This is a genomic window from Amycolatopsis sp. cmx-4-61, assembly GCF_046548775.1.
Classification (GTDB): Bacteria; Actinomycetota; Actinomycetes; order Mycobacteriales; family Pseudonocardiaceae; genus Amycolatopsis.
This window is the reverse complement of sequence record NZ_JAEBEI010000029.1, coordinates 22,009-41,852: the sequence shown is the minus strand read 5'-3', so window position 1 is coordinate 41,852 and position 19,844 is coordinate 22,009. Positions and strand designations below refer to the sequence as shown.

General features: G+C 72.9%; 17 protein-coding genes. 2 read left to right on the top strand and 15 right to left on the bottom strand.

The genetic code is table 11. The features are described from left to right. Window position 1: 1 nt before the first annotated feature. From murC to ACLJOU_RS43205, 15 genes are all read right to left on the bottom strand, one after another. A complete protein-coding gene (gene murC / locus ACLJOU_RS43275; RefSeq protein ID WP_410575096.1) occupies window positions 2-1,399 on the bottom strand; it encodes a UDP-N-acetylmuramate--L-alanine ligase in 1,398 nt (465 codons plus the stop codon). Beyond that, window positions 1,392-2,510, bottom strand: coding sequence for an undecaprenyldiphospho-muramoylpentapeptide beta-N-acetylglucosaminyltransferase (gene murG, locus ACLJOU_RS43270; RefSeq protein ID WP_410575095.1), 1,119 nt, complete (start codon window positions 2,508-2,510; stop codon window positions 1,392-1,394). Before murG ends, murC begins: the two co-directional genes overlap by 8 nt. 104 nt (window positions 2,511-2,614) lie before the next feature. Continuing rightward, window positions 2,615-4,117, bottom strand: a complete 1,503-nt coding sequence (gene ftsW, locus ACLJOU_RS43265; RefSeq protein ID WP_410575094.1) for a putative lipid II flippase FtsW — start codon at window positions 4,115-4,117, stop codon at window positions 2,615-2,617. Next, window positions 4,104-5,510, bottom strand: a complete 1,407-nt coding sequence (gene murD, locus ACLJOU_RS43260) for a UDP-N-acetylmuramoyl-L-alanine--D-glutamate ligase (protein ID WP_410575093.1) — start codon at window positions 5,508-5,510, stop codon at window positions 4,104-4,106. The genes ftsW and murD overlap by 14 nt, the downstream gene beginning before the upstream one ends. A gap of 2 nt (window positions 5,511-5,512) precedes the next feature. Further along, window positions 5,513-6,595, bottom strand: a complete 1,083-nt coding sequence (mraY, locus tag ACLJOU_RS43255; protein ID WP_410575092.1) for a phospho-N-acetylmuramoyl-pentapeptide-transferase — start codon at window positions 6,593-6,595, stop codon at window positions 5,513-5,515. After that, complete coding sequence (locus ACLJOU_RS43250; RefSeq protein ID WP_410575091.1) at window positions 6,592-8,094, bottom strand: UDP-N-acetylmuramoyl-tripeptide--D-alanyl-D-alanine ligase; 1,503 nt, start codon at window positions 8,092-8,094, stop codon at window positions 6,592-6,594. The genes mraY and ACLJOU_RS43250 overlap by 4 nt, the downstream gene beginning before the upstream one ends. Next, a complete protein-coding gene (locus ACLJOU_RS43245) occupies window positions 8,091-9,635 on the bottom strand; it encodes a UDP-N-acetylmuramoyl-L-alanyl-D-glutamate--2,6-diaminopimelate ligase (RefSeq protein ID WP_410575132.1) in 1,545 nt (514 codons plus the stop codon). The genes ACLJOU_RS43250 and ACLJOU_RS43245 overlap by 4 nt, the downstream gene beginning before the upstream one ends. A 266-nt stretch (window positions 9,636-9,901) precedes the next feature. Further along, window positions 9,902-11,827: a peptidoglycan D,D-transpeptidase FtsI family protein gene (locus tag ACLJOU_RS43240; protein WP_410575090.1), complete on the bottom strand. Its 1,926-nt coding sequence runs from the start codon at window positions 11,825-11,827 to the stop codon at window positions 9,902-9,904. After that, window positions 11,827-12,567, bottom strand: a complete 741-nt coding sequence (locus ACLJOU_RS43235; protein WP_410575089.1) for a hypothetical protein — start codon at window positions 12,565-12,567, stop codon at window positions 11,827-11,829. The genes ACLJOU_RS43240 and ACLJOU_RS43235 overlap by 1 nt, the downstream gene beginning before the upstream one ends. After that, window positions 12,564-13,517: a 16S rRNA (cytosine(1402)-N(4))-methyltransferase RsmH gene (gene rsmH / locus ACLJOU_RS43230; RefSeq protein WP_410575088.1), complete on the bottom strand. Its 954-nt coding sequence runs from the start codon at window positions 13,515-13,517 to the stop codon at window positions 12,564-12,566. The genes ACLJOU_RS43235 and rsmH overlap by 4 nt, the downstream gene beginning before the upstream one ends. Before the next feature lie 213 nt (window positions 13,518-13,730). After that, a complete protein-coding gene (gene mraZ, locus ACLJOU_RS43225; protein WP_004561064.1) occupies window positions 13,731-14,162 on the bottom strand; it encodes a division/cell wall cluster transcriptional repressor MraZ in 432 nt (143 codons plus the stop codon). Between the two features lie 683 nt (window positions 14,163-14,845). Next, a complete protein-coding gene (locus ACLJOU_RS43220) occupies window positions 14,846-15,571 on the bottom strand; it encodes an ESX secretion-associated protein EspG (RefSeq protein WP_410575087.1) in 726 nt (241 codons plus the stop codon). Continuing rightward, window positions 15,568-16,125 (bottom strand): PPE domain-containing protein, encoded by a 558-nt coding sequence (locus ACLJOU_RS43215; RefSeq protein ID WP_410575131.1) that lies wholly within the window; start codon window positions 16,123-16,125, stop codon window positions 15,568-15,570. Before ACLJOU_RS43215 ends, ACLJOU_RS43220 begins: the two co-directional genes overlap by 4 nt. 27 nt (window positions 16,126-16,152) lie before the next feature. Then, window positions 16,153-16,698 (bottom strand): DUF3558 domain-containing protein, encoded by a 546-nt coding sequence (locus ACLJOU_RS43210; protein WP_410575086.1) that lies wholly within the window; start codon window positions 16,696-16,698, stop codon window positions 16,153-16,155. Window positions 16,699-16,702: 4 nt separating this feature from the next. Then, window positions 16,703-17,053: a hypothetical protein gene (locus tag ACLJOU_RS43205; RefSeq protein WP_410575085.1), complete on the bottom strand. Its 351-nt coding sequence runs from the start codon at window positions 17,051-17,053 to the stop codon at window positions 16,703-16,705. 294 nt (window positions 17,054-17,347) lie between these two features. Between ACLJOU_RS43205 and ACLJOU_RS43200 the strand changes: the two genes are divergently transcribed. Both ACLJOU_RS43200 and ACLJOU_RS43195 read left to right on the top strand, forming a co-directional pair. Further along, window positions 17,348-18,415 carry an AAA family ATPase gene (locus tag ACLJOU_RS43200; protein ID WP_410575084.1) on the top strand — a complete coding sequence of 356 codons (1,068 nt, stop codon included), beginning with the start codon at window positions 17,348-17,350 and terminating at the stop codon, window positions 18,413-18,415. 92 nt (window positions 18,416-18,507) lie between these two features. After that, complete coding sequence (locus ACLJOU_RS43195; protein WP_410575083.1) at window positions 18,508-19,782, top strand: DUF58 domain-containing protein; 1,275 nt, start codon at window positions 18,508-18,510, stop codon at window positions 19,780-19,782. Window positions 19,783-19,844: the final 62 nt, after the last annotated feature.

Sequence of the window (19,844 nt, the reverse complement as noted above, 5' to 3'; positions counted from 1 at the left end):
CTCAGCGCTTCTCCAGCTCGGCGAGGATCTCCGGCCCCAGCTGGGTGACGTCCCCGGCGCCCATGGTCACCACGAGGTCGCCGGGCTTGGCCAGCCCGGCCACCAGCGGCGCGGCGACGTCGAACGCCGGCTCGTAGTGCACCGGCGCGGTCACCCGGTCCGCGATCAGCGCACCGGTGACCCCGGGCTCGGGCTCTTCGCGCGCGCCGTAGACGTCCAGCACGACGACCTCGTCGGCCAGCGACAACGCGGAAGCGAACTCCGCCGAGAACGTCTTCGTCCGCGAGTACAGGTGCGGCTGGAAGACCACGAGCACCCGCCCGGACCCGGCCGCCGTCCGCACCGCACGCAGCTGCGCGGCCACCTCGGTCGGGTGGTGGGCGTAGTCGTCGTAGACGCGGACGTCGCCGGCCCGGCCCTTGAACTCGAACCGCCGCCGCACCCCGCCGAACGCCGCGAGCCCCCGGACCATGCCGTCCACCGGCGCCCCGAGCTCGATCCCGGCCAGCAGGGCCGCGACCGCGTTCAGCGCCATGTGCTCACCCGGCACGGCGACCCGGACGTCGACCGGCTCGCCGCGCAGCGAGACCCGCACGATCCCGCCGTCGGGCAGGGGCTCGTAGGAGGCGATCCGGACGTCGTCGACGCCGCTGACCTCGCGGCCGTACCGCTGCACCCGGACCCCGCGCTTCTCGGCCTCGTCGCCCAGCGCGGTGGCGCCCTCGTCGTCGGCGCACACGATCAGCAGCCCGCCCGGCTCGATCCGGCCGACGAAGTCGCTGAACACCTTCGTGTAGGCCTCGGCCGTGCCGTGGTGGTCCAGGTGGTCGGGCTCGACGTTCGTGACCACCGCGACCGACGGCGAATACGTCAGGAACGAGCCGTCGCTCTCGTCGGCTTCGGCGACGAACATCCCGCCTTCGCCGTGGTGGGCGTTGGCCCCGGACTCGTTGAGGTCGCCGCCGATGGCGAACGACGGGTCGAGCCGGCAGTGCTGCAGCGCGACGGTGAGCATCGACGTCGTCGACGTCTTGCCGTGCGTGCCCGCGATGCAGGCGACGCGGTGGCCTTCCATCAGCCCGGCCAGCGCCTGCGCCCGGTGCAGCACGGGGATCCCGGCCTCGCGGGCCGCGGCCAGCTCCGGGTTGGTCTCCTTGATCGCCGTCGAGACGACCACCGCGGACGGCGGCTCGGACAGCGCCGAGATGTTCGACGCGGCCTGGCCGACGAACAGCTCGGCGCCCTGGGCGCGCAGCGACAGCAGCGCGCGCGACTCCTTGGCGTCCGAGCCCGACACGAAGGCCCCACGGGCCAGCAGGATCCGCGCGATCCCGGACATGCCGGCCCCGCCGATCCCGATCAGGTGCGCCCGGCGCAGTTCTTCCGGCAGCTCAAGCACGGGCGGCCTCCAGGACGATGCGGGCGAGGGTCTCGTCGGCTTCGCGGTGGCCCATGCCGACCGCCGCCGCGCCCATCTTGGCGACGCGGTCGGCGTCGGTGACCAGCGGGACGACGAGCTCGGCGACCTTGGCCGGGGACAGGTCGGCGTCGGCAACCATCAGCGCGGCCCCGGCGTCGACCGCGGGACGGGCGTTGGTGGCCTGTTCGCCGTTGCCGATCGGCAGCGGGACGAACACCGCGGGCAGCCCGACCGAGGTCACCTCGGCGACGGTCATCGCGCCCGACCGGCAGATCGCGACGTCGGCCGCGGCGTAGGCCAGGTCCATCCGCTCCAGGTACGGCACCGGCACGTACGCCGGCCTGCCCGGGAACTCCTGCACCACCAGCGTGTTCTTCGGCCCGTGCGCGTGCAGGACGCCGACCCCGGCGTCCGCGAGGTCCTTCGCCGCGCCGGAGACCGCGGCGTTGATCGACTGCGCACCCTGCGAACCGCCGAACACCAGCAGCGTGGGCGCGTCCGGGTCCAGCCCGAAGTGCTCGCGCGCCTCGGCCCGCAGCGCGGCCCGGTCCAGGGTCGTGATCGACCGCCGCAGCGGGATCCCGACGACCTCGGCCTTCGGCAGCGGTGTTCCGGGCACGGCGACCGCGACGCGCGCGGCGAACCGCGCACCCACCTTGTTCGCCAGGCCGGCCGACTTGTTGGCCTCGTGCACGACGATCGGGACGCGCCCGCGCGCGGCCAGGTAGGCGGGCAGGGCGACGTACCCGCCGAACCCGACGACGACGTCCGCGCCGACCCGGTCGAGGACCTCGCGGGTCCTGCGGACCGAGTCGCGGATCTTCAGCGGCAGCCGGACCAGCTCCGGCGTCGGCTTGCGCGGCAGCGGCACCGGCGGGATCAGCTCGAGGGGGTAGCCGCGGGCCGGGACCAGCTTGTTCTCCAGGCCACGCTCGGTGCCGAGCGCGACGACCTTCGCGTCCGGGCGCAGCCGCATGACGGCGTCGGCCAGGGCGAGGGCGGGTTCGATGTGTCCTGCGGTGCCACCTCCGGCGACCACGACCACGGGCGCCTTGCTGTATCGATCGGTGTCAACCCGACCGGCAGCCACGGCGGAACGGGTTCCGGTGAGCGGGTCGGCTCCTGCCCGTGTCCGCCTGCTTTCGGCCGGGTTGGCACCATCGGCGGCGGGCTCGGTTCCCTTGACGGGCTTACTCACCTATGACCTCTCCGGTTCGCGGTACTCCGGGTACCACGGCTCGCTGTTGTCCGCGCGGCCCCGCCGCGAGACGTGGCCGTGCTCGTCCGTGCCGCGCTGCGGCGCACCGGTTCGCGGACCGACCTCCGTCGTTCCTGCGCCGGCGCGGGCCGGGCCGCACGGGGCGCCGGCCTGGCCGCCTTCGCCCCACTCCGCCCCGCCGCCTTGCGCGTGGCGGGCGGACGGTACGGGTCGGGCGCGGGCAGCCGCAGCAGACGCCCGAATTTACCCGGCCCCTGTGTGCGCAGCGCGGCCACCGCCTCCGGTTCGTGCCGGGCGGCGTTCGCGAGCACGCCCATGATGAGCATGGTGATCACCAGCGAGGTGCCGCCGTAGGAGATCAGCGGCAGTGTGACACCGGTGACCGGCAGCAGGCCGACGACGTAGCCGATGTTGATGCCGGCCTGGGCCACGAGGAACACCGTCAGCGTGCCGGAGACGATCCGGATCCACGGATCGATGTTGCGGGTGGCGATCCGCAGGCCCACGATCGCGACCCCGGCGAACAGGGCGAGCACGACGACGCAGCCGATCAGCCCGAGCTCCTCGCCGATCACCGCGAAGATGAAGTCGTTCTGCGCGTTCGGCAGGTAACCCCAGTTGGACGCGCCCTGGCCGAGGCCCTTGCCGAAGAACCCGCCGTCGGCCAGCGCCAGCTTCGCCTGGTTGGCCTGGAAGCCCTCGGCGGTGGTGTCGGCGTCCGGCGAGAGGAACGACATGACCCGGTCGAGCCGGTAGGGCGCGATCACCGCCAGCACGAGCACGCCGGCCAGGCCGCCAGCGAGGATCACGCCGAACAGCCGTTTCGGGGCGCCGGCGAACCACAGCAGCGCGAGCAGCACCACCGCGAGGGTGACCGTGCCGCCGAGGTCGGGCTGCAGCATGACCAGGGCGAACATCAGCAGCGCGATCGGCACGACGGGCACCAGCAGGTGCCGCCACTGGTGGATCACGTTGTACTTGATCACCAGGATGTGGGCGCCCCAGAAGGCCAGCGCGATCTTCGCGGCCTCGACCGGCTGGAAGGTGAACTCGCCGATCTTGAACCAGCCCTGCGAGCCGTTGACCGTCGAGCCCAGCGGCGTCAGCACGAGCACCAGCAGGCCGAGGCAGACGACCGTCGCGGTCGCCGACATCCGCCGGATCCGCTCCAGGTTGACCCGCAGGCCCAGCCAGAAGACGACCGAGCCGACCGCGACGAAGACCACGTGCTTGGTGAACAGCGAATACACGCCGCTGCCGGTCTTCGGGTTGTAGGAGGTGACCGAGGACGCCGACAGCACCATGACGATGCCGATCACGGTGAGCACCCCGGTCAGGGCCAGCACGAGGTGGAAGGACGCCAGCGGCCGCGAGAGCCACGCGGTCAACGCGGTCCGGAAGGCGACGAAGCCGCTCTCCTTGCGCTCGCGGCGCGGCCGCTTCGGCGGTTCTGCGGGCTTGGATTCAGCTGTCGTCACTCGGCTCCCCCGCTGCGTCGTCGCGGAGGACACGCACGGCCGCGGCGAACGCGTCGCCGCGCTCGCCGTAGCTCGAAAACATGTCCAACGACGCCGCGGCGGGTGCCAGCAGCACCACGTCACCGGGCCGGGCCATCGCGCTGGCCGCACTCACCGCCGCAGTCATGGGTTCATCGTCACCCGGACGGAGGCTGTTCACCGGGACATCCGGCGCGTGTCGCGCCACCGCGGCGGCGATCACGGGTGAATCCACACCGAGCAGCACGACCCCGCGCAGCCGGCCGGCGATGCTGTGCACGAGTTCGTCGACCGAGGCGCCCTTGAGCTGACCGCCGGCGATCCACACGATCGACTCGTGCGCCCGCAGCGACCCGGCGGCCGCGTGCGGGTTGGTCGCCTTCGAGTCGTTGACGTACCGGACCCCGGCCACTTCGGCGACCTCGACGGCCCGGTGCGGCGCCGGCTGGTACTCCCGCAGGCCCTTCAGCACAGCGTCCGGCGAGACGCCGTGGGCGCGGGCCAGCGCGGCCGCGGCGAGGGCGTTCGCGACGTTGTGCGGGCCCGCTGGGCGGACGTCGGCGAGGGTGGCCAGCGCTTCGGCGCTGTTGTCCGGGTCGGCGACGAAGGCGCGGTCGACCAGCAGGTCCTCGACCACGCCCAGTTCGCCGGTGCGCGGGGTGTCGAGCTGGAAGCCGACGCGGCGGGCGCCCTCGGGCGCGTGCTCGGCGGCGATCCGGGTGGACCAGTCGTCGTCGGCGTTGTGCACGGCGACCTTGGCGCGGGTGTAGACGCGGCCCTTCGCGGCCGCGTACTCGGCCATCGAGCCGTGCCAGTCGATGTGGTCCTCGGCCAGGTTCAGCACCACGGCGGCGTCCGGGGCCAGCGTCGAGGACCAGTGCAGCTGGAAGCTCGACAGCTCCACGGCCAGGACGTCGTACCCCGCGCGGACCGCGTCGAGCGCGGCGTACCCGATGTTCCCGCAGGCCACGGCGTTGCTGCCGGCGGCCTTGAGGATCGACTCGAGCATGCCGGCGGTGGTCGTCTTGCCGTTGGTGCCGGTGACCACCAGCCAGCACGGCGGGTGCTCGCGCAGCTGCCCGACGCGCCAGGCCAGCTCGACGTCGCCGATCACCTCGACCCCGGCTTCGGCGGCGGCCACGAGCAGCGGGGACGTCGGCCGCCAGCCCGGGCTGGTGACGACGAGGACGACGTCGGGGGGCGGCTCGGTCAGGCCCGGCACCAGCTCGGCACCGAGGCCCTCGAGCTCGGCCAGGCGGTCGGCGTTGCCGTCGGTGACGGTGACGCGCGCACCCAGCTCGACCAGCACCGGCACCACCGACTTGCCGGTGACCCCGGCTCCGGCGACCAGAACGTGACGACCCTCGACGTCCAAGGTCAGCCTCCGAGCCCGAGCTGCTCGCTGTAGAACAGGCCGAGCCCGAACATGCAGCAGATCGCCGAGAGCAGCCAGAACCGGATGATCACCGTGGTTTCGGCCCAGCCGGCGAGCTCGAAGTGGTGGTGGAACGGCGCCATCCGGAAGAGCCTTCGCCGGGTCGTCCGGAACACCGCGATCTGCGCGACGACCGAGATCATCTCGACCATGAACAGGCCGCCGATGACGATGGCGAGCAGCTCGGTGCGGGTGGTCATGGACAGGCCGGCGACCAGGCCGCCCAGGGCCAGCGAGCCGGTGTCGCCCATGAAGATCTTCGCCGGGGCCGCGTTCCACCAGAGGAACCCGACGCACGCCCCCGTCGCCGCGGCGGCGACCACGGCCAGGTCCAGCGGGTCGCGGACGTCGTAGCAGGCGGCGGCCGGCGCGTTGGCGCAGGACAGCCGCTCCTGCCAGAACGAGATCACGACGTAGGTGGCCAGCACCATCGCCGCCGCGCCGCCGGCCAGGCCGTCGAGGCCGTCGGTGAAGTTCACCGCGTTCGACCAGCCGGAGATGACGATGTAGCAGAAGACCACGAAGATCACCGACGGGAAGGTGATCAGCGCGAGGTCGCGGACGTAGGAGAGGCTCTCCGACGCCGGGGTGATGCCGTGCTCGTTCGGGAAGTTCAGCACCAGCACCGCGAACGCGACGGTGACCACGAGCTGCCCGACCAGTTTCGCGGTCTTGTTCAGCCCCAGGTTGCGCTGCTTGCGGATCTTGATGAAGTCGTCGAGGAACCCGACGACGCCCAGGCCCACCGCGAGCATCAGCACGAGCAGCCCGGAGGCCGTCGGCGCGCCGCTGCGGGAGTTGAACATCCAGTTGATCAGGTGCGCGGCGAAGTACCCGACGACCATCGCGATGATGATCGCGACCCCGCCCATGGTCGGGGTACCGCGCTTGGACTTGTGTCCCTGGGGGCCTTCCTCGCGGATCTCCTGGCCGAAGCCCTGCCGGGAGAAGACCCGGATGAGGTAGGGCGTGAGCAGGATGGAGATCAGCAGGCCCGCCGCGGCCGCGATCAGGATGCTGATCACGCGTCACCACCGTTCGAGCGATTCTCGGAGTTGTCGGTTTCCCGGGGTTCGAGCAGGGCTTCGGCGACCCGCCAGAGGCCGGCGGCCTTGGAGGCCTTGACCAGCACCACGTCCCCGGGGCGGAGCTGATCATGCAGCAGGGCGATCGCGGCCTCGACGTCGGGTACCAGAGTGGATTCCTCGCCCCAGGAGCCTTCCTGGAACGCCCCCTGGTGCATGGCCGCCGCTTCGGGCCCGATCACGACGAGCTTCGAGATGTTGAGCCGGACGACGAGCCTGCCGATCTCGTCGTGGGCGGTGACCGAGTCCGCGCCGAGCTCGCCCATCACGCCGAGCACGGCCCAGGAGCGGCGGCCGGTCCCCCGGGTCATCGCGGCGAGGGCCTTGAGGCCCGCCCGCATCGACTCGGGGTTGGCGTTGAAGGAGTCGTTGAGGATCGTGACGCCGTCCGGCCGCGTGACGACCTCCATGCGGCGCGCGGAGCGCCGTTCGAGGCCGGAGAGCCGGGTGGCGATGTCCGCCGGGCGCACCCCCAGCTCCAGCGCGACCGCGGCGGCCGACAGCGCGTTGCCGACGTGGTGCTCGCCGTGCAGCGGGAGCTGGACGTCGGCCTCGCCGGCCGGGGTGACCAGCCGGAAGGACGCGCGGGCCTCGTCGTCGAGGGTGATGTTCTCCGCGCGGACCTGCGCGGACGGGCTTTCGCCGACGAACACGACCCGGGCCTTCGTCCGGCTCGCCATGGCCGCGACCAGCGGGTCGTCGAGGTTGAGCACCGCGACGCCGTCCGCGGGCAGCGCCTCGACCAGCTCGCCCTTGGTCTTCGCGATGCCTTCGCGCGAGCCGAACTCGCCGACGTGGGCGCTGCCGACGTTGAGCACGACCCCGATCTTCGGCGGCGCGATCTCGGCGAGGTGGGCGATGTGGCCCGGGCCCCGCGCGGACAGCTCCAGCACCAGGTGCCGGGTGCCCGCGTCGGCCCGCAGCGCCGTCCAGGGGTGGCCCAGCTCGTTGTTGAACGACCCGGGCGGCGCGATCGTCGGGCCGAGCGGCTCCAGCAGCTGCGCGATGACGTCCTTGGTCGAAGTCTTGCCGGAGGAGCCGGTGACGCCGACGACGGTCAGCTCGCCCTCGGCGAGGCGCTGCACGACGAACCGGGCGAGCTTGGCCAGCGCGGCCAGCACGGCGGCGCCGGAGCCGTCCTTGTCGCCGGTCAGCGCGACCGACCGCTCGTGGGCCTCGCCCGCCGGCAGCGGCGGCACGACGATCGCGGGCGCGTCGACCTCCCGGGCGGCCAGCACGGCCACCGCCCCGGCCGCGACGGCCTGCGCGGCGAAGTCGTGCCCGTCGACCTTCTCGCCCGGCAGTGCGACGAACAGGCCGCCGGGCGTGAGCTTCCGGGTGTCGAACTCCACGGTGCCGGTCACCTGCGCGCCCGGCTCGGCTTGGTGCAGCCGGCCGCCGACGACGTCGGCGATCTCGGCCAGGCTGAGCACGATCACACACTCACCTCGAGTTTGTTGCGGATGGCCGCGGCCAGCTCGTCGCGGTCGGAGAACGGGTGCACGACGCCGCCGGCCTCCTGGCCGGACTCGTGGCCCTTGCCGGCGAGGAAGACGATGTCGCCGGGCTTGGCGAGCGAGACGGCGTGCGCGATGGCCTCGCGGCGGTCGCCGATCTCGACGACCTCGCCGCCCTCGGCGGGGCCGACCGCGCGGGCGCCGGCGAGCATGGCGGCGCGGATCGCGGCCGGGTCCTCGGAGCGCGGGTTGTCGTCGGTGACGATCAGGACGTCGCTGCGGCGAGCCGCGGCCTCGCCCATCATCGGGCGCTTGGCGGTGTCCCGGTCGCCGCCGCAGCCGAGCACGGTGATGATCCGCCCGTCGGTGCGGGCCCGCAGCGCGTCGAGGCCCTGGGCGACCGCGGCCGGCTTGTGGGCGTAGTCGACGACGGCGGTGAACTCCTGGCCGACGTGGACGCGCTCCATCCGGCCCGGCACCTGCACCCGGGCGAGCCCGGTGACGATGTGCTCCAGCGACACGCCCGCGGTGCCCAGGATGGCGGCCGCGAGCACGGCGTTGGCCACGTTGAACTCGCCGGGCAGCGGGATCCGGGCGGCGGCGCGGGCGCCGTCCGGGCCGTGCAGCGTGAACGTCTGCTCGCCCTGCGGGGTGGCCTCGACGTCCGTGGCCTTCCACGCGGCGTCGGTGCCCGGATCCGTGGTCACCGTGATGGTCCGCGGCGTGCGCAGGGCCTGACCCCACGCGCTGTCGACCACGACGACCTCGTGCGTCGACCGGCCGTCGAACAGCAGCGCCTTCGCCTCGAAGTACTCCTGCATGTCCTTGTGGAAGTCCAGGTGGTCCTGGGAGAGGTTGGTGAACGCGCCGACCGCGAACCGGGTGCCGTTGACCCGGCCCAGCGCGAGCGCGTGGCTGGAGACCTCCATCGGCACGTGCGTGACGCCGCGTTCGAGCATCACCGCGAGCAGCGCCTGCAGGTCGGGGGCCTCTGGCGTGGTGAAGCCGCTGACCAGCCGTTCGCCAGCGATCCGGGTCTCCACCGTGCCGATCAGGCCGGTGGTCAGGCCGGCGGCCTGCAGCCCGGCGTCGACCAGGTAGGACGTCGTGGTCTTGCCGGAGGTGCCGGTGACGCCGAGGACGGCCAGCTTCAGGGAGGGTTCGCCGTAGATCCAGGCGGCGATCTCGCCCAGTGCGGCGCGCGGGTCGGCGTGGACCAGGATCGGCACGCCGGCGTCCCGCAGGGCGGGTCGCTCGGCGCCTTCGGCGTCGGTCAGCACGGCGACGGCGCCGGCCGCGACGGCCTGGTCGCTGAAGTCGGCGCCGTGGGCCCGGGCGCCCGGGAGGGCGGCGAAGAGGTCACCGGGCAGGACGTGCTGCGCGCGCAGCGTGGTCCCGGTGACGGTCAGCTCGGCCGCGTCGGGCGAGGCGGCGATGAGCCGGGCGTCCGCCCTGGCGAGCAGCGTCGCCAGCGGGACCGGGTCGATGCGCGCCGGGCGGGGCGGCGCGGGGACCGCTTTCACCGGGCTTTCCGGCACCTGGGAACTGGACGAGGACACGGACACGGCCAAGAGGCTACCGGCGGCCGGTTCGGGCACCCGCACGCGGTACGGCGATTGCGTGCGGGCCGGGCACATGTGCTAAACGGCGATCCGGACCCCGTTGCCGCGCAACGGTTTCCTCCGCGCCGGCCGATGTGGACGCCCATTCTGAACCCCACTGAACGCAGTGGATGACTCGTTCCCGGCGTCGGACGCCGGGAACGAGTCATCCACTGCAGCCCGGGGGCCTACGGGGTGATGATGAGCGGAACCTCCGGCGACGGCCCGTCCGACAACGGAATCTGGTACCGCTGCGTCAGGTACGACGCGATGGTGTGGAACAGCGGCGCCGCGGAGTGCCCCACCGGCAGCGTCGTGTCGGGCGCGTCCAGCCGGATGCCGACCACGAACCGCGGGTGGTCGGCGGGGAGGATGCCCGCGAAAGTGATGTTGTACAGGTGGTCGCTGTAGGCCTTCGTCCGCGGGTCGACCTGCTGGCCGGTGCCGGTTTTCCCGGAGATCTGGTAGCCCTCGACCGCGGCCGTCGGCGCGGTGCCCTTCTGCAGGCCCTTGCCGTTCTGGGCGACCGCGCGCATCATGTCGCGCACCGTCTTGGCGGTCTGCGGGCCGACCACCCGGACCGCCTTCGGGGCCGGCTCGGGCACGGTCGTGCCGTCCGGGTTCACCTTGGCCTTGACGATCCGGGGTTCGACGCGCAGGCCGTCGTTGGCGATCGTCTGGTACATCCCGGCCATCTGCAGGATGGTCATCGACAGGCCCTGCCCGATCGGCAGGTTGCCGAAGGTGGTCGCCGACCACTGGCTGCGCGCGGGCACGACGCCCGAGCTCTCGCCGGGGAGGCCGACGCCGGTGCGCTGGCCGAGGCCGAAGGACTTCAGCAGGTTCGAGTAGCGCTCCTCGCCGATCTTCTGCGCCAGCAGCAGCGTGCCGATGTTGGACGACTTGGCGAAGATGCCGGTGGTGGTGAACGTCTGGGTGCCGTGCGTCCAGGCGTCGTGCACCGTCTTGTCGGCGACCTGCAGCGCGCCGGGCACCTCGACCGTCGATTCCGGCGTCGCGATGCCGTAGTCGATCGCCCCGGTGGCGGTGACGAGCTTGTTGACCGACCCGGGTTCGAACGGCGTGGTGACCGCCGGGTTGGCCAGGTCGTCGGTGGACCAGGTGCTCGGGTCGTTGGGGTCGAAGGTCTTGTCGTTGGCCAGCGCGTAGACCTCGCCGGTCTTGGCGTCGAGGACGACCGCCTGCCCGCCCTTGGCGTGTGACTGCTGGACGTAGTCCGCGAGCTGCCGCTGCACCTCGTACTGCAGGTCGGAATCGATGGTCAGCTCGAGGTCCGAGCCGGGGACGGCGGCCTGCAGGTCGCGCTCGGTGCCCGGGATGACGACGTTGTCGCTGCCGTTCTTCGTGTTGACCATCATCCGGCCCGGCGTACCCGCCAGGTCGTTGTCGCGCATCAGCTCGAGCCCGACGAGGCCGTGCAGGTTGTGCTTGGACACGTCCTGGTCTTCGGAGCGCCAGTTCGCGGCGCCGACGATGTTCGCCGCCAGGCTGCCGCCCGGGTACTCCCGCAGCGCGCGCTTTTCGACGCCGATCCACGCGAAGTGCTTGACGATGTCGGTGGCGATGGACGGCTCGACGTTGTTCACCAGGTAGGTGAAGGACGCCTGCTTGTGGAACAGGTCGAGCAGCTGCTGCTCGGTGATCACGTTCGGCAGCTTGCCCGCGATGTACTTCGCGGCCGCGGCGGTCTCGCTGTCGAACGTCTTCGCCGTGCCGGGGTTCTTCGCGGCGAAGTCGTCCATGCTCTTGTGCAGGGCCTTGAGGTTCACCGAGAGGGTGCGCACCTCGACGCTGAACGCCAGCTTCGCGCCGTTGCGGTCCACAATGGACCCGCGCTGGGCGGGGATGTCGATGGTCTGGGCGCGCTGGCGTTCCGCCGCGGCGGAGAGCGCCGCGGCGTCGAACCACTGCACCTGCACCAGTTTCACGCCGGCGACCAGCAGCACGGCGACCAGCAGCAGCCGCACGGCGGAGAACCGGCTGCGGTGCCCGCCGTTGCCGCGGCGGGCGGCCGCGCTGCGGGTCCCGGCGGCGTACGTCCGCCGCGCGCTGCCGGCGGCCCGCGCGCGGACCTGGCTGCGGCCGGAAGCCATCACTGGCCGGCTCCCGGCTGGGCCGGCGGGGCGGCCTGCTCTTCGGCGGGCACGGCGGGCTGGTCGCCCTCGATCGGCGCGCCCTGCTGCGACTGCGTGCCCTCGGCGGGCGCGGCCGGCGGCGCGGCCGGCACGACCGGGGCGTCCGCCTTGGCCTTCTTGGGCTCGCCGACGAGCGCGGTCTTCCCGTCCGGGCCGACGACGATCCGCGCCGGGTCACCGCCGGGCACCATGCCCAGCTGCTGGGCCGCGGGGGCCAGCGAAGCGGGCGACTCGGCCTTGGCGACGTCGCGCTGCAGCTGCTCCTTCTGCTCGGCCAGGTTCGCGTTGGTGGTGCGCAGCTGCTCGAGCCGGTAGGAGTCGGCGATCGCCTGCGTGGTCAGCCACAGCGTGGTCGCCACCCCGGCGGCCAGCAGCGCCATCATCATCAGCACGAAGGAGGCACGCGACTTCGGCAGCAGCGACTTCAGCTCGAACTTCGGCTGCTCCGCCTGCTCGGCGGGCCGGGGCTTCGGCTCCGGGCGCGCCTCACGCTCCTTCAGCAGGTCGGCGCGCTGGGCGCGGCGCGCGTAGGCGCGTTCGGCCGCGGACGTGCGGCCGCGCGACCCGCGCCGGGGCGCGGCCGGGCCCGGCTGCGGTGCCTGCGGGTCCGGCTCGACGGTGGTCGAGGTGCGGGCGGCCTCGGTGCGGCCCCGCGTCGACGGCGCGGCCCGGCGGCGGGACTTCGCGGGAGCGGTCATCGCGGCTCTCCGATCCTCTCTGCGGCCCGCAGCCGCACCGAAGCGGCTCGCGGGTTCCGTTCGATCTCCTCTTCGCCGGCCTTCTCGGCGCCGCGCGTGAGGAGCTTCAGCTCCGGTCCGTGCCCCGGCAGCTCCACCGGGAGCCCTTCCGGGGTGCGGGACTTCGCGAGCTCGGCCAGCGCTTGCTTGACCAGCCGGTCTTCCAGGGACTGGTACGACTCGACGACGATCCGCCCACCCACCTTCAGGGCGCCGAGCGCGGCGGGCATGGCTCGCCGCAGCACCTCCAGTTCGCCGTTGACCTCGATCCGCAGCGCCTGGAACGTGCGTTTGGCCGGGTGGCCGCCGGTCCGCCGGGTGGCGGCCGGGACGGCGCCGTAGAGCAGCTCGACCAGGCGCCCGCTGGTGGTGAACGGCTCCTTCTCCCGCTCGGCCACGATCGCCTTGACGATCCGCTGCGCGAAGCGTTCTTCGCCGTAGTCCCGCAGGATGCGGACGAGCTCGCCGGGTGCGTAGGTGTTGAGGACGTCGGCGGCGGTGAACCCGGTGGTGGGGTCCATCCGCATGTCGAGCGGGGAGTCCTTGGCGTAGGCGAACCCGCGTTCGGCGCGGTCCAGCTGCATCGACGAGACGCCGAGGTCGAACAGGATGCCGTCGGCCTTCGCGATGCCGAGCCCGTCGAGGGCTTCCGGGAGCCCGTCGTAGACGGTGTGCACGAAGTCGACGCGGTCGCCGTGGCGCGCCAGGCGTTCTCCTGACTTCTCGAGCGCGGCGGGGTCGCGGTCCAGCGCGACGAGGCGCAGCCGCGGGAACCTCTCCAGGAGGGCGTCGGAATGCCCGCCGAGGCCGACCGTCGCGTCCACCAGGACACCGTCGCGGTCGGCGAACACGGGAGTGAACAGCTCGACTATCCGGTCGAGCAGCACCGGGACGTGCTCGGGTGCCGTCATCGTTCCCTCCCCCTTTCTCGCCCGGGCGGCTCGGGGGAAATATGGCGGATGCCGTCAGGTCCCTGTCCGCCCGCTGCGGACCTGGTACCGGGGAAGGTGCACCAGGGCTGTTGAGCGGACAGAGGCCTCACGGCATCCGGGTGGGCTTCCCCTCCTCGCGCGGGCGGCGAACCCCTCGTCCCCCGACGACGAAGGTGCACCGCGACCGCACGCCTAGAAGACGCCCGGCAGTACTTCCTCTCGAGCCTTCGCGTAGCTGTCTTCGTGCTCCTCCAGGTACGCCTGCCACGCTTGGGCGTCCCAGATCTCCAGCCTGGTGATCGCCCCGATCACCACGCACTCCTTGCTGAGCCCCGCGTAGCGGCGGAGCTCGGGCGCGATGGTGATGCGCCCCTGGCCGTCCGGACGTTGCTCGTCCGTGCCGGCGAACAGGTAGCGCTGGTAGGCCCGAACCGCCTCGTTCGTGAACGGGGCCTCGGCGACCTTGCGCGCCATCTGCTCGAACTCGGCGCGGGGGAAGACGAAGAGGCAGTGGTCCTGCCCCTTGGTGACCATCAGCCCACCCGCCAAGGCGTCACGGAACTTCGCGGGCAGCGCGAGCCGCCCTTTGTCGTCCAGTTTCGGGGTGTGGGTGCCGAGGAACACGGCCTCCACCTCCCTACCGTCCACGGTGGCGAACCACCCCGGATGGCGACGGGGCTTCCCTTCCGCCCCACTGGCCACCACCGTACCCCACTTTTCACCACAGTCAACGCGAGAAACCGGCGGCTCACTCCGTCGAGTGTTCCGTTTGCGCAGGTCAGCAGGGTGGGGTCCGGTGGGGGGTGTGGTGGGGCACGGTGGTCAAGATCCCCCGCACCGGGGGCCGGAGCAACCTCAGCTGTTCCTGATGCGTCCGCATAACGGCCGCGAAAGAACCCTCCCACCCCCGCCACGGCCCCCAGCTAGCCACCGGTGGGCCAAAGTGGGGAGCCCGGGTGGGCCCCAGTGGAGACTCCGGTGTACCAAAGCAGCGACTCCAGCGGCCCCAGCGGAGACCACGGTGGACCAAGTGGGGACTCCGGTGGGCCCCAGTGGGGACGCCCAAGGCCCGCACCCGCGTGATCAGCCCCGCAACTCACGTTCCCCAACCCGTAACCCGCGTGATCCAGCCCGGAACCCGCGAGTTCCGGCCCCAATCACGCCAGCCCCGCCCGGACCCCGCCGTGTCGACCCGCCAATCACGCGTGTCGACCCCCCAATCACGCGTGTCGACCCTCCAATCACGCGAGATGACCCCTCCAATCACGCGAGTTGACTCCTCAATCACGCGAGATGCCCCGCGCCGCTCAGTCCTCCGGGGTGACGAGAGCCGAGACGCGGGCCGCGAGGCGTGCGCTGTCGACCGGGGTGACCGTCACCCACTCCTGCCCACCCCGGCCCGGGGTCTTCGTCGCGCAGTAGGCGCCGACGTCGGTGTCGAACCACGTCAGTCCGCCCACCCGCTCCACCCGGCCCGACGCCGACCGGCGGCGCACACTGAACTGCCCCGCCGCGTACACCGGCCGGGCCTGGATCGCCCGGACCTCCTCGAGCTGCGCCGACGCCGTCCCCGAGGCGGCGTCCGAAGCGAGCGTCGACGCCGGGAGGCTGATGCCGTAGCCGGGCCCGGCCGCCAGCTCCGGCAGGACGTCGACGATCGCCGTCGCGAGCTCGCCCTCGCGGATCGAGTCCAGGCCGATCGTCTGCTCCGGCTGGGTCGCGAGGACACCGCGGCCGCCGCGGGCCGCCGTCACCGCGCGGAACGGCGTCGCCGCTGTCATGTCGGCCAGCGCCTCGCACGCGACGAACACCTCCCCGCCCGCGAGCAGCTCCAGCCGCGAGGCCAGCGCCGGCTCCAGCCGGGACCCGTCGTAGAGGCCGCGCTCGGCGAGGTTGTCGTAGACGGCCGCCCGCACCTCGGCGCGTTCGGCGTCGGTCACGCCGACGCTGCGGACGCTGAGCGGTTCGGGCGGGCGGTCGTGGCCGAGGTCGGTCCAGAGGATGTCGAACGCCGACGCCGAGACCCGGATCAAGCCCGCCCCAGCGACGGCGGCGCGGGGAACGCCTCGGCGGGCACCTGGCCGTGCAACGCGGTGTCCCGCGTCCGCAGCACGTCGATGGCCTTCTGCCGCGCGGCCTCGGCCTCGGCGCGGCGGGCCGCCATCTCCCCGGCCAGCCCGGCGAGGACGAGCACGTTCCCGCTGGACGCCGCGTCGCGGATCATCGACGCCGGGTCGTAGCTCACCGGCGGCGGCATGTCGGCCCGGGCCCGGGCGGCCACGTCGGCCTGCGCGCCGACGGCCCGGCCCACCGACGCCGAAACGGCGGCGGAGTGCGACAGCCACTGCGCCGCACGGCCCAGCGCCGCCCGCGCGGCGTCCCCCGCCTGGCCCCGCCAGTGCTCCTGCGACGAAGCGACCAGCGCGGCGACGTCGGCGGTCGACTCCTGCAGCCGCTTCGCCAGCCCGTCCCAGCGCGCACCCGCCTCGCCCGCGGCGACCGGGTCGTTGCCGCGCTCGACCTCCGCGGCCATCGCCTCGTGGCTGTAGGCCTCGTACCGCGCGGTGGGCACGGGGGGTTCGGGCACGGGGGGTTCAAGCATGGCACCTCCTGGTCAGGGCAGCTTGGGTTCGACCAGCCCGGCCACCGTGCCCGCGCGGCGGCACGCGAGCGGGGTGTCCGAGAAGCCGGTGTTGCTGACGTCGATCTGCACGCTGGCGCCGTCGCCGACGCCGAGCAGGACCGCACAGGTGCCGTCGGCGGCCTTCTTGTCGGCGACCTTCAGCGCCGGGTGCCGCCCGACCGTCGTCCTGGTGGCGTTCTTCTTGACGACGTCGAGGTCGGCCAGTCCGTGCTTTTCGTCGAAGGTGACGGTGACGCCGAAGGCGCCGGGCACGGTCCAGTCGCACGCCCGGGCGCCGGCGATGTCCTTGGGCTTCCCGAGCACGTTCACCCCGGCCGCCGACCGGTCCTGCGGGCCGAGCAGGGTGCAGGGATCCAGGGCGCCGAGCCCGGTGGGCGAAGCGGACGGCGGTGACACGGCCGGCGCGGACGCCTGCGCGGAGGTGTGCCCGACGGCGGCGGAAGGGGTGGTCTGCTGCCCGCAGGCCGCAAGGCAGAAGAAGAGCAGCCCGCACGCGATCGCTCGCGCCCTGCTCACCGGCTCAGCCACCCGTGCAGTCCACACCTTCGGCCGCGGCCTCGTCGGCGTGCTGGTACTTCGCCAGCGCCTCGCCGATCCGGTGCTTGAGCGTCTCCAGCTCCTTGCCGAACGCCGTGAGCTGCTGCACCGCCGAGCCCTGGCCGCCGATGCCGTACTCGGCCATGAATTCGCCGATCTCGCCCGCGTACCCGCCGCCCAGCGGCACCGTCCGGCCGAGCACCTTCGCCTCGCGGACCATCTCGCCCACGACGTCCTGCAGCTGACCGAGCTTCGCGTAGGCGTCCGTGGCCAGTTCTGGCGCGACCGCGAAGCCGCGCACGTCGTAGGGCGGCTGCGTTCGCACCTCGCTCATAAGGGGTTACGCCTCTCCGTAGCCGGGCGACCTCGAACCGCAGCATACGACAGAGCGGGGTGTCAGCGGGAGCACCCAGAATCGGGTGAATGGGCACCCGTTCGGGGTATCGTCCCTGCTTGCGCAGTGTCATCACCCGCGGTACCGGAGGTGCTCGCGGGGTTCCGCCCCCCGGTTCGCCCGGGTTTGACACACTGGGTGGAAGGCTGGTCGCTGCGCGCGGACAGCAGCGAGGGGGCCGTTCGGCCCGGCGGTGCGCACAGTGCGCGCGGCCATGCGCCACCAGGAGGTCGAGTGACGTCGAGAATCCAGTCTGCCGCGCCCGGATCGGGCGAGCAGGCATCCGGGCGGCCGCCTTATCCGGCGGAGCCCTCGGGCAACGGCCGGGTCCACGGCCACCCCGGCAGAGTGCCCCTGGACGAGCTGCACGACACCGCCCGGCGGATCGCCGCGAACGTGGAGCGCGTGCTGGTCGGCAAACCCGACGTCATCCGGATCGCGCTGGTCACCCTGCTCGCCGAAGGCCACCTCCTGGTCGAAGACGTGCCCGGCGTCGGCAAGACGTCGCTGGCCAAGGCCCTCGCCCGGTCGATCGACTGCACCGTCAGCCGCATCCAGTTCACCCCCGACCTGCTGCCGAGCGACGTCACCGGCGTCTCCATCTACAACCGCCAGTCCGGCGACTTCGAGTTCCGTCCCGGCCCGGTGTTCGCGAACATCGTGGTGGGCGACGAGATCAACCGCGCCTCGCCGAAGACCCAGTCGGCGCTGCTGGAGTGCATGGAAGAGCACCAGGTCACCGTCGACACCTCGACCTACCGCCTCGACGAGCCGTTCATGGTCATCGCGACCCAGAACCCGATCGAGATGGAAGGCACCTACGCGCTGCCCGAGGCCCAGCGCGACCGCTTCACCGCGCGGGTTTCCATCGGCTACCCCGACCAGCAGGCCGAGCTGGCCATGGTCGACGAGCACGCCGGCCACAACCCCCTGGACGACCTGCAGCCGGTGTCCGACGGCGAGACCGTGCACCGGCTGATCGAGACGGTCCGCGGCGTGCACATCGCGCCGGAGGTCCGCCGGTACGCCGTCGACGTCGTCGCGGCCACCCGGGGCGTCCCGGAGATCCGGCTCGGCGCGTCCCCGCGGGCCACGCTGCACCTCGTCCGCGCGGCGCGCGCGCAGGCCGCGTTGTCGGGCCGCGACTACGTCGTGCCCGACGACCTGCACACGGTGGCGGTCCCGGTGCTCGCGCACCGGCTGGTGCTGACCACCGAGGCGCACGCGGCCCGCCGCTCGGCGACCGACGTCGTGCGCGCGGTGCTGCACCGGGTACCGGTGCCGCAGGGCACCCGGCCCTAGCTGGTGACATCCGGGGCTTCGCGCCAGGGTCGGGGGCTCCGCCACCCGAACCCCCGAAAAGTTGTTCACCGCCCGAAGGGGATGAGAACGGCATGCTGCGTGCCCTGTCCGGCCTGACCACCCGCGGTCGCTGCCTCCTGGCCGCGGGGATCGCCGCCGCGGTGTGCTCGTTCGTGCTCAACGAACGCGACCTGCTGCGCGTGGCGGTGTTCGTGGTGGCGCTGCCGCTGCTGGTCGCCGCGTTCATTTCGGCGACCCGGCTGCGCATCGGCGCCACCCGCACGCTGCGCCCGCAGCGCGTCGCGGTCGGCGGCAACGGCGAAGTCCAGCTGGAGCTCTGGCGCAGCGGCCGGCTGCCGGCCGGCGAAATCCTCCTCGAGGACGGTGTGCCGTACGCGCTGGGTTCGCGGCCGCGGTTCGTCGTCGAACGGCTGCCCCACGACCGGCGCGTCGCCCTGCGCTACCCGCTGCAGCCGGTGCTGCGCGGGATCCAGCAGGTCGGGCCGCTGCGCGCGACGATCACCGACCCGTTCGGGCTGTGCGAGTTCGAGCGCGAGCTGATCGGGCACTCGCGGCTGGTCGTGGTGCCGCGGGTGGTCGCGCTGTGGGGCCTGCCGAGCGGCGCGGGCATCGGCGTCGGCGACGACGGCACGGTCCGGCTGCACGCCGGGCAGGGCGAGGCGGACGTGATCGTCCGCCAGTACCGCCAGGGCGACGACCTGCGGAAGGTGCACTGGCGCTCGACGGCGCGGCGGGACGAGATCATGGTCCGCGTCGAGGAACGCCCGTGGCGCGGCGGCACTACGGTGCTGCTCGACCACCGCGCGGCCGCCCACCACGGCACCGGCCCGGCGGCGAGCCTGGAGTGGGCGGTGTCGTTCGCGGCGTCGGCGGCGCTGCACCTGCGCCGGTCCGGGCACCGGGTCCGGCTGGTCAGCGAGCACGGCGTCACGCTGGCGGACACCCCGGGCGACGGCGGCGACCACTACGACCACGTGGTGCTCGACGCGCTGGCGGCGCTGCAGCCGGCCCACCAGCGGGACATCACGCTGGCCGGCGACCCGGCGGAGGGCCAGGAGCTGATCGCGGTGCTGGGCACGGTGAGCACGGAGGCGGTGCACGAGCTGACCCAGTTCCGCCCGCGCGGGATCAGGAGCCTCGCCGTCTTGCTGGACACCCCGACGTGGTCGGCGGGCGTGAGCGCCCCGGAGCAGCGAGCGGCGGCCACGGAGGACTCGGCCGCGCTGCTGCGCGCGGCGGGCTGGGGCGTGATCGTCGCGGGCCCGGGTTCGCCGATGCCCCAGGTGTGGGCCGAACTCTGCCGCAGCGGCGCCCGCCGCGGCACACTGATCGGAGGTCCGCGATGAGCGCGGTTGCGGACGCGCACGTTGGCATCGCAGGCCAAGCCGGCCTGCGGCTCGCGAGGAGC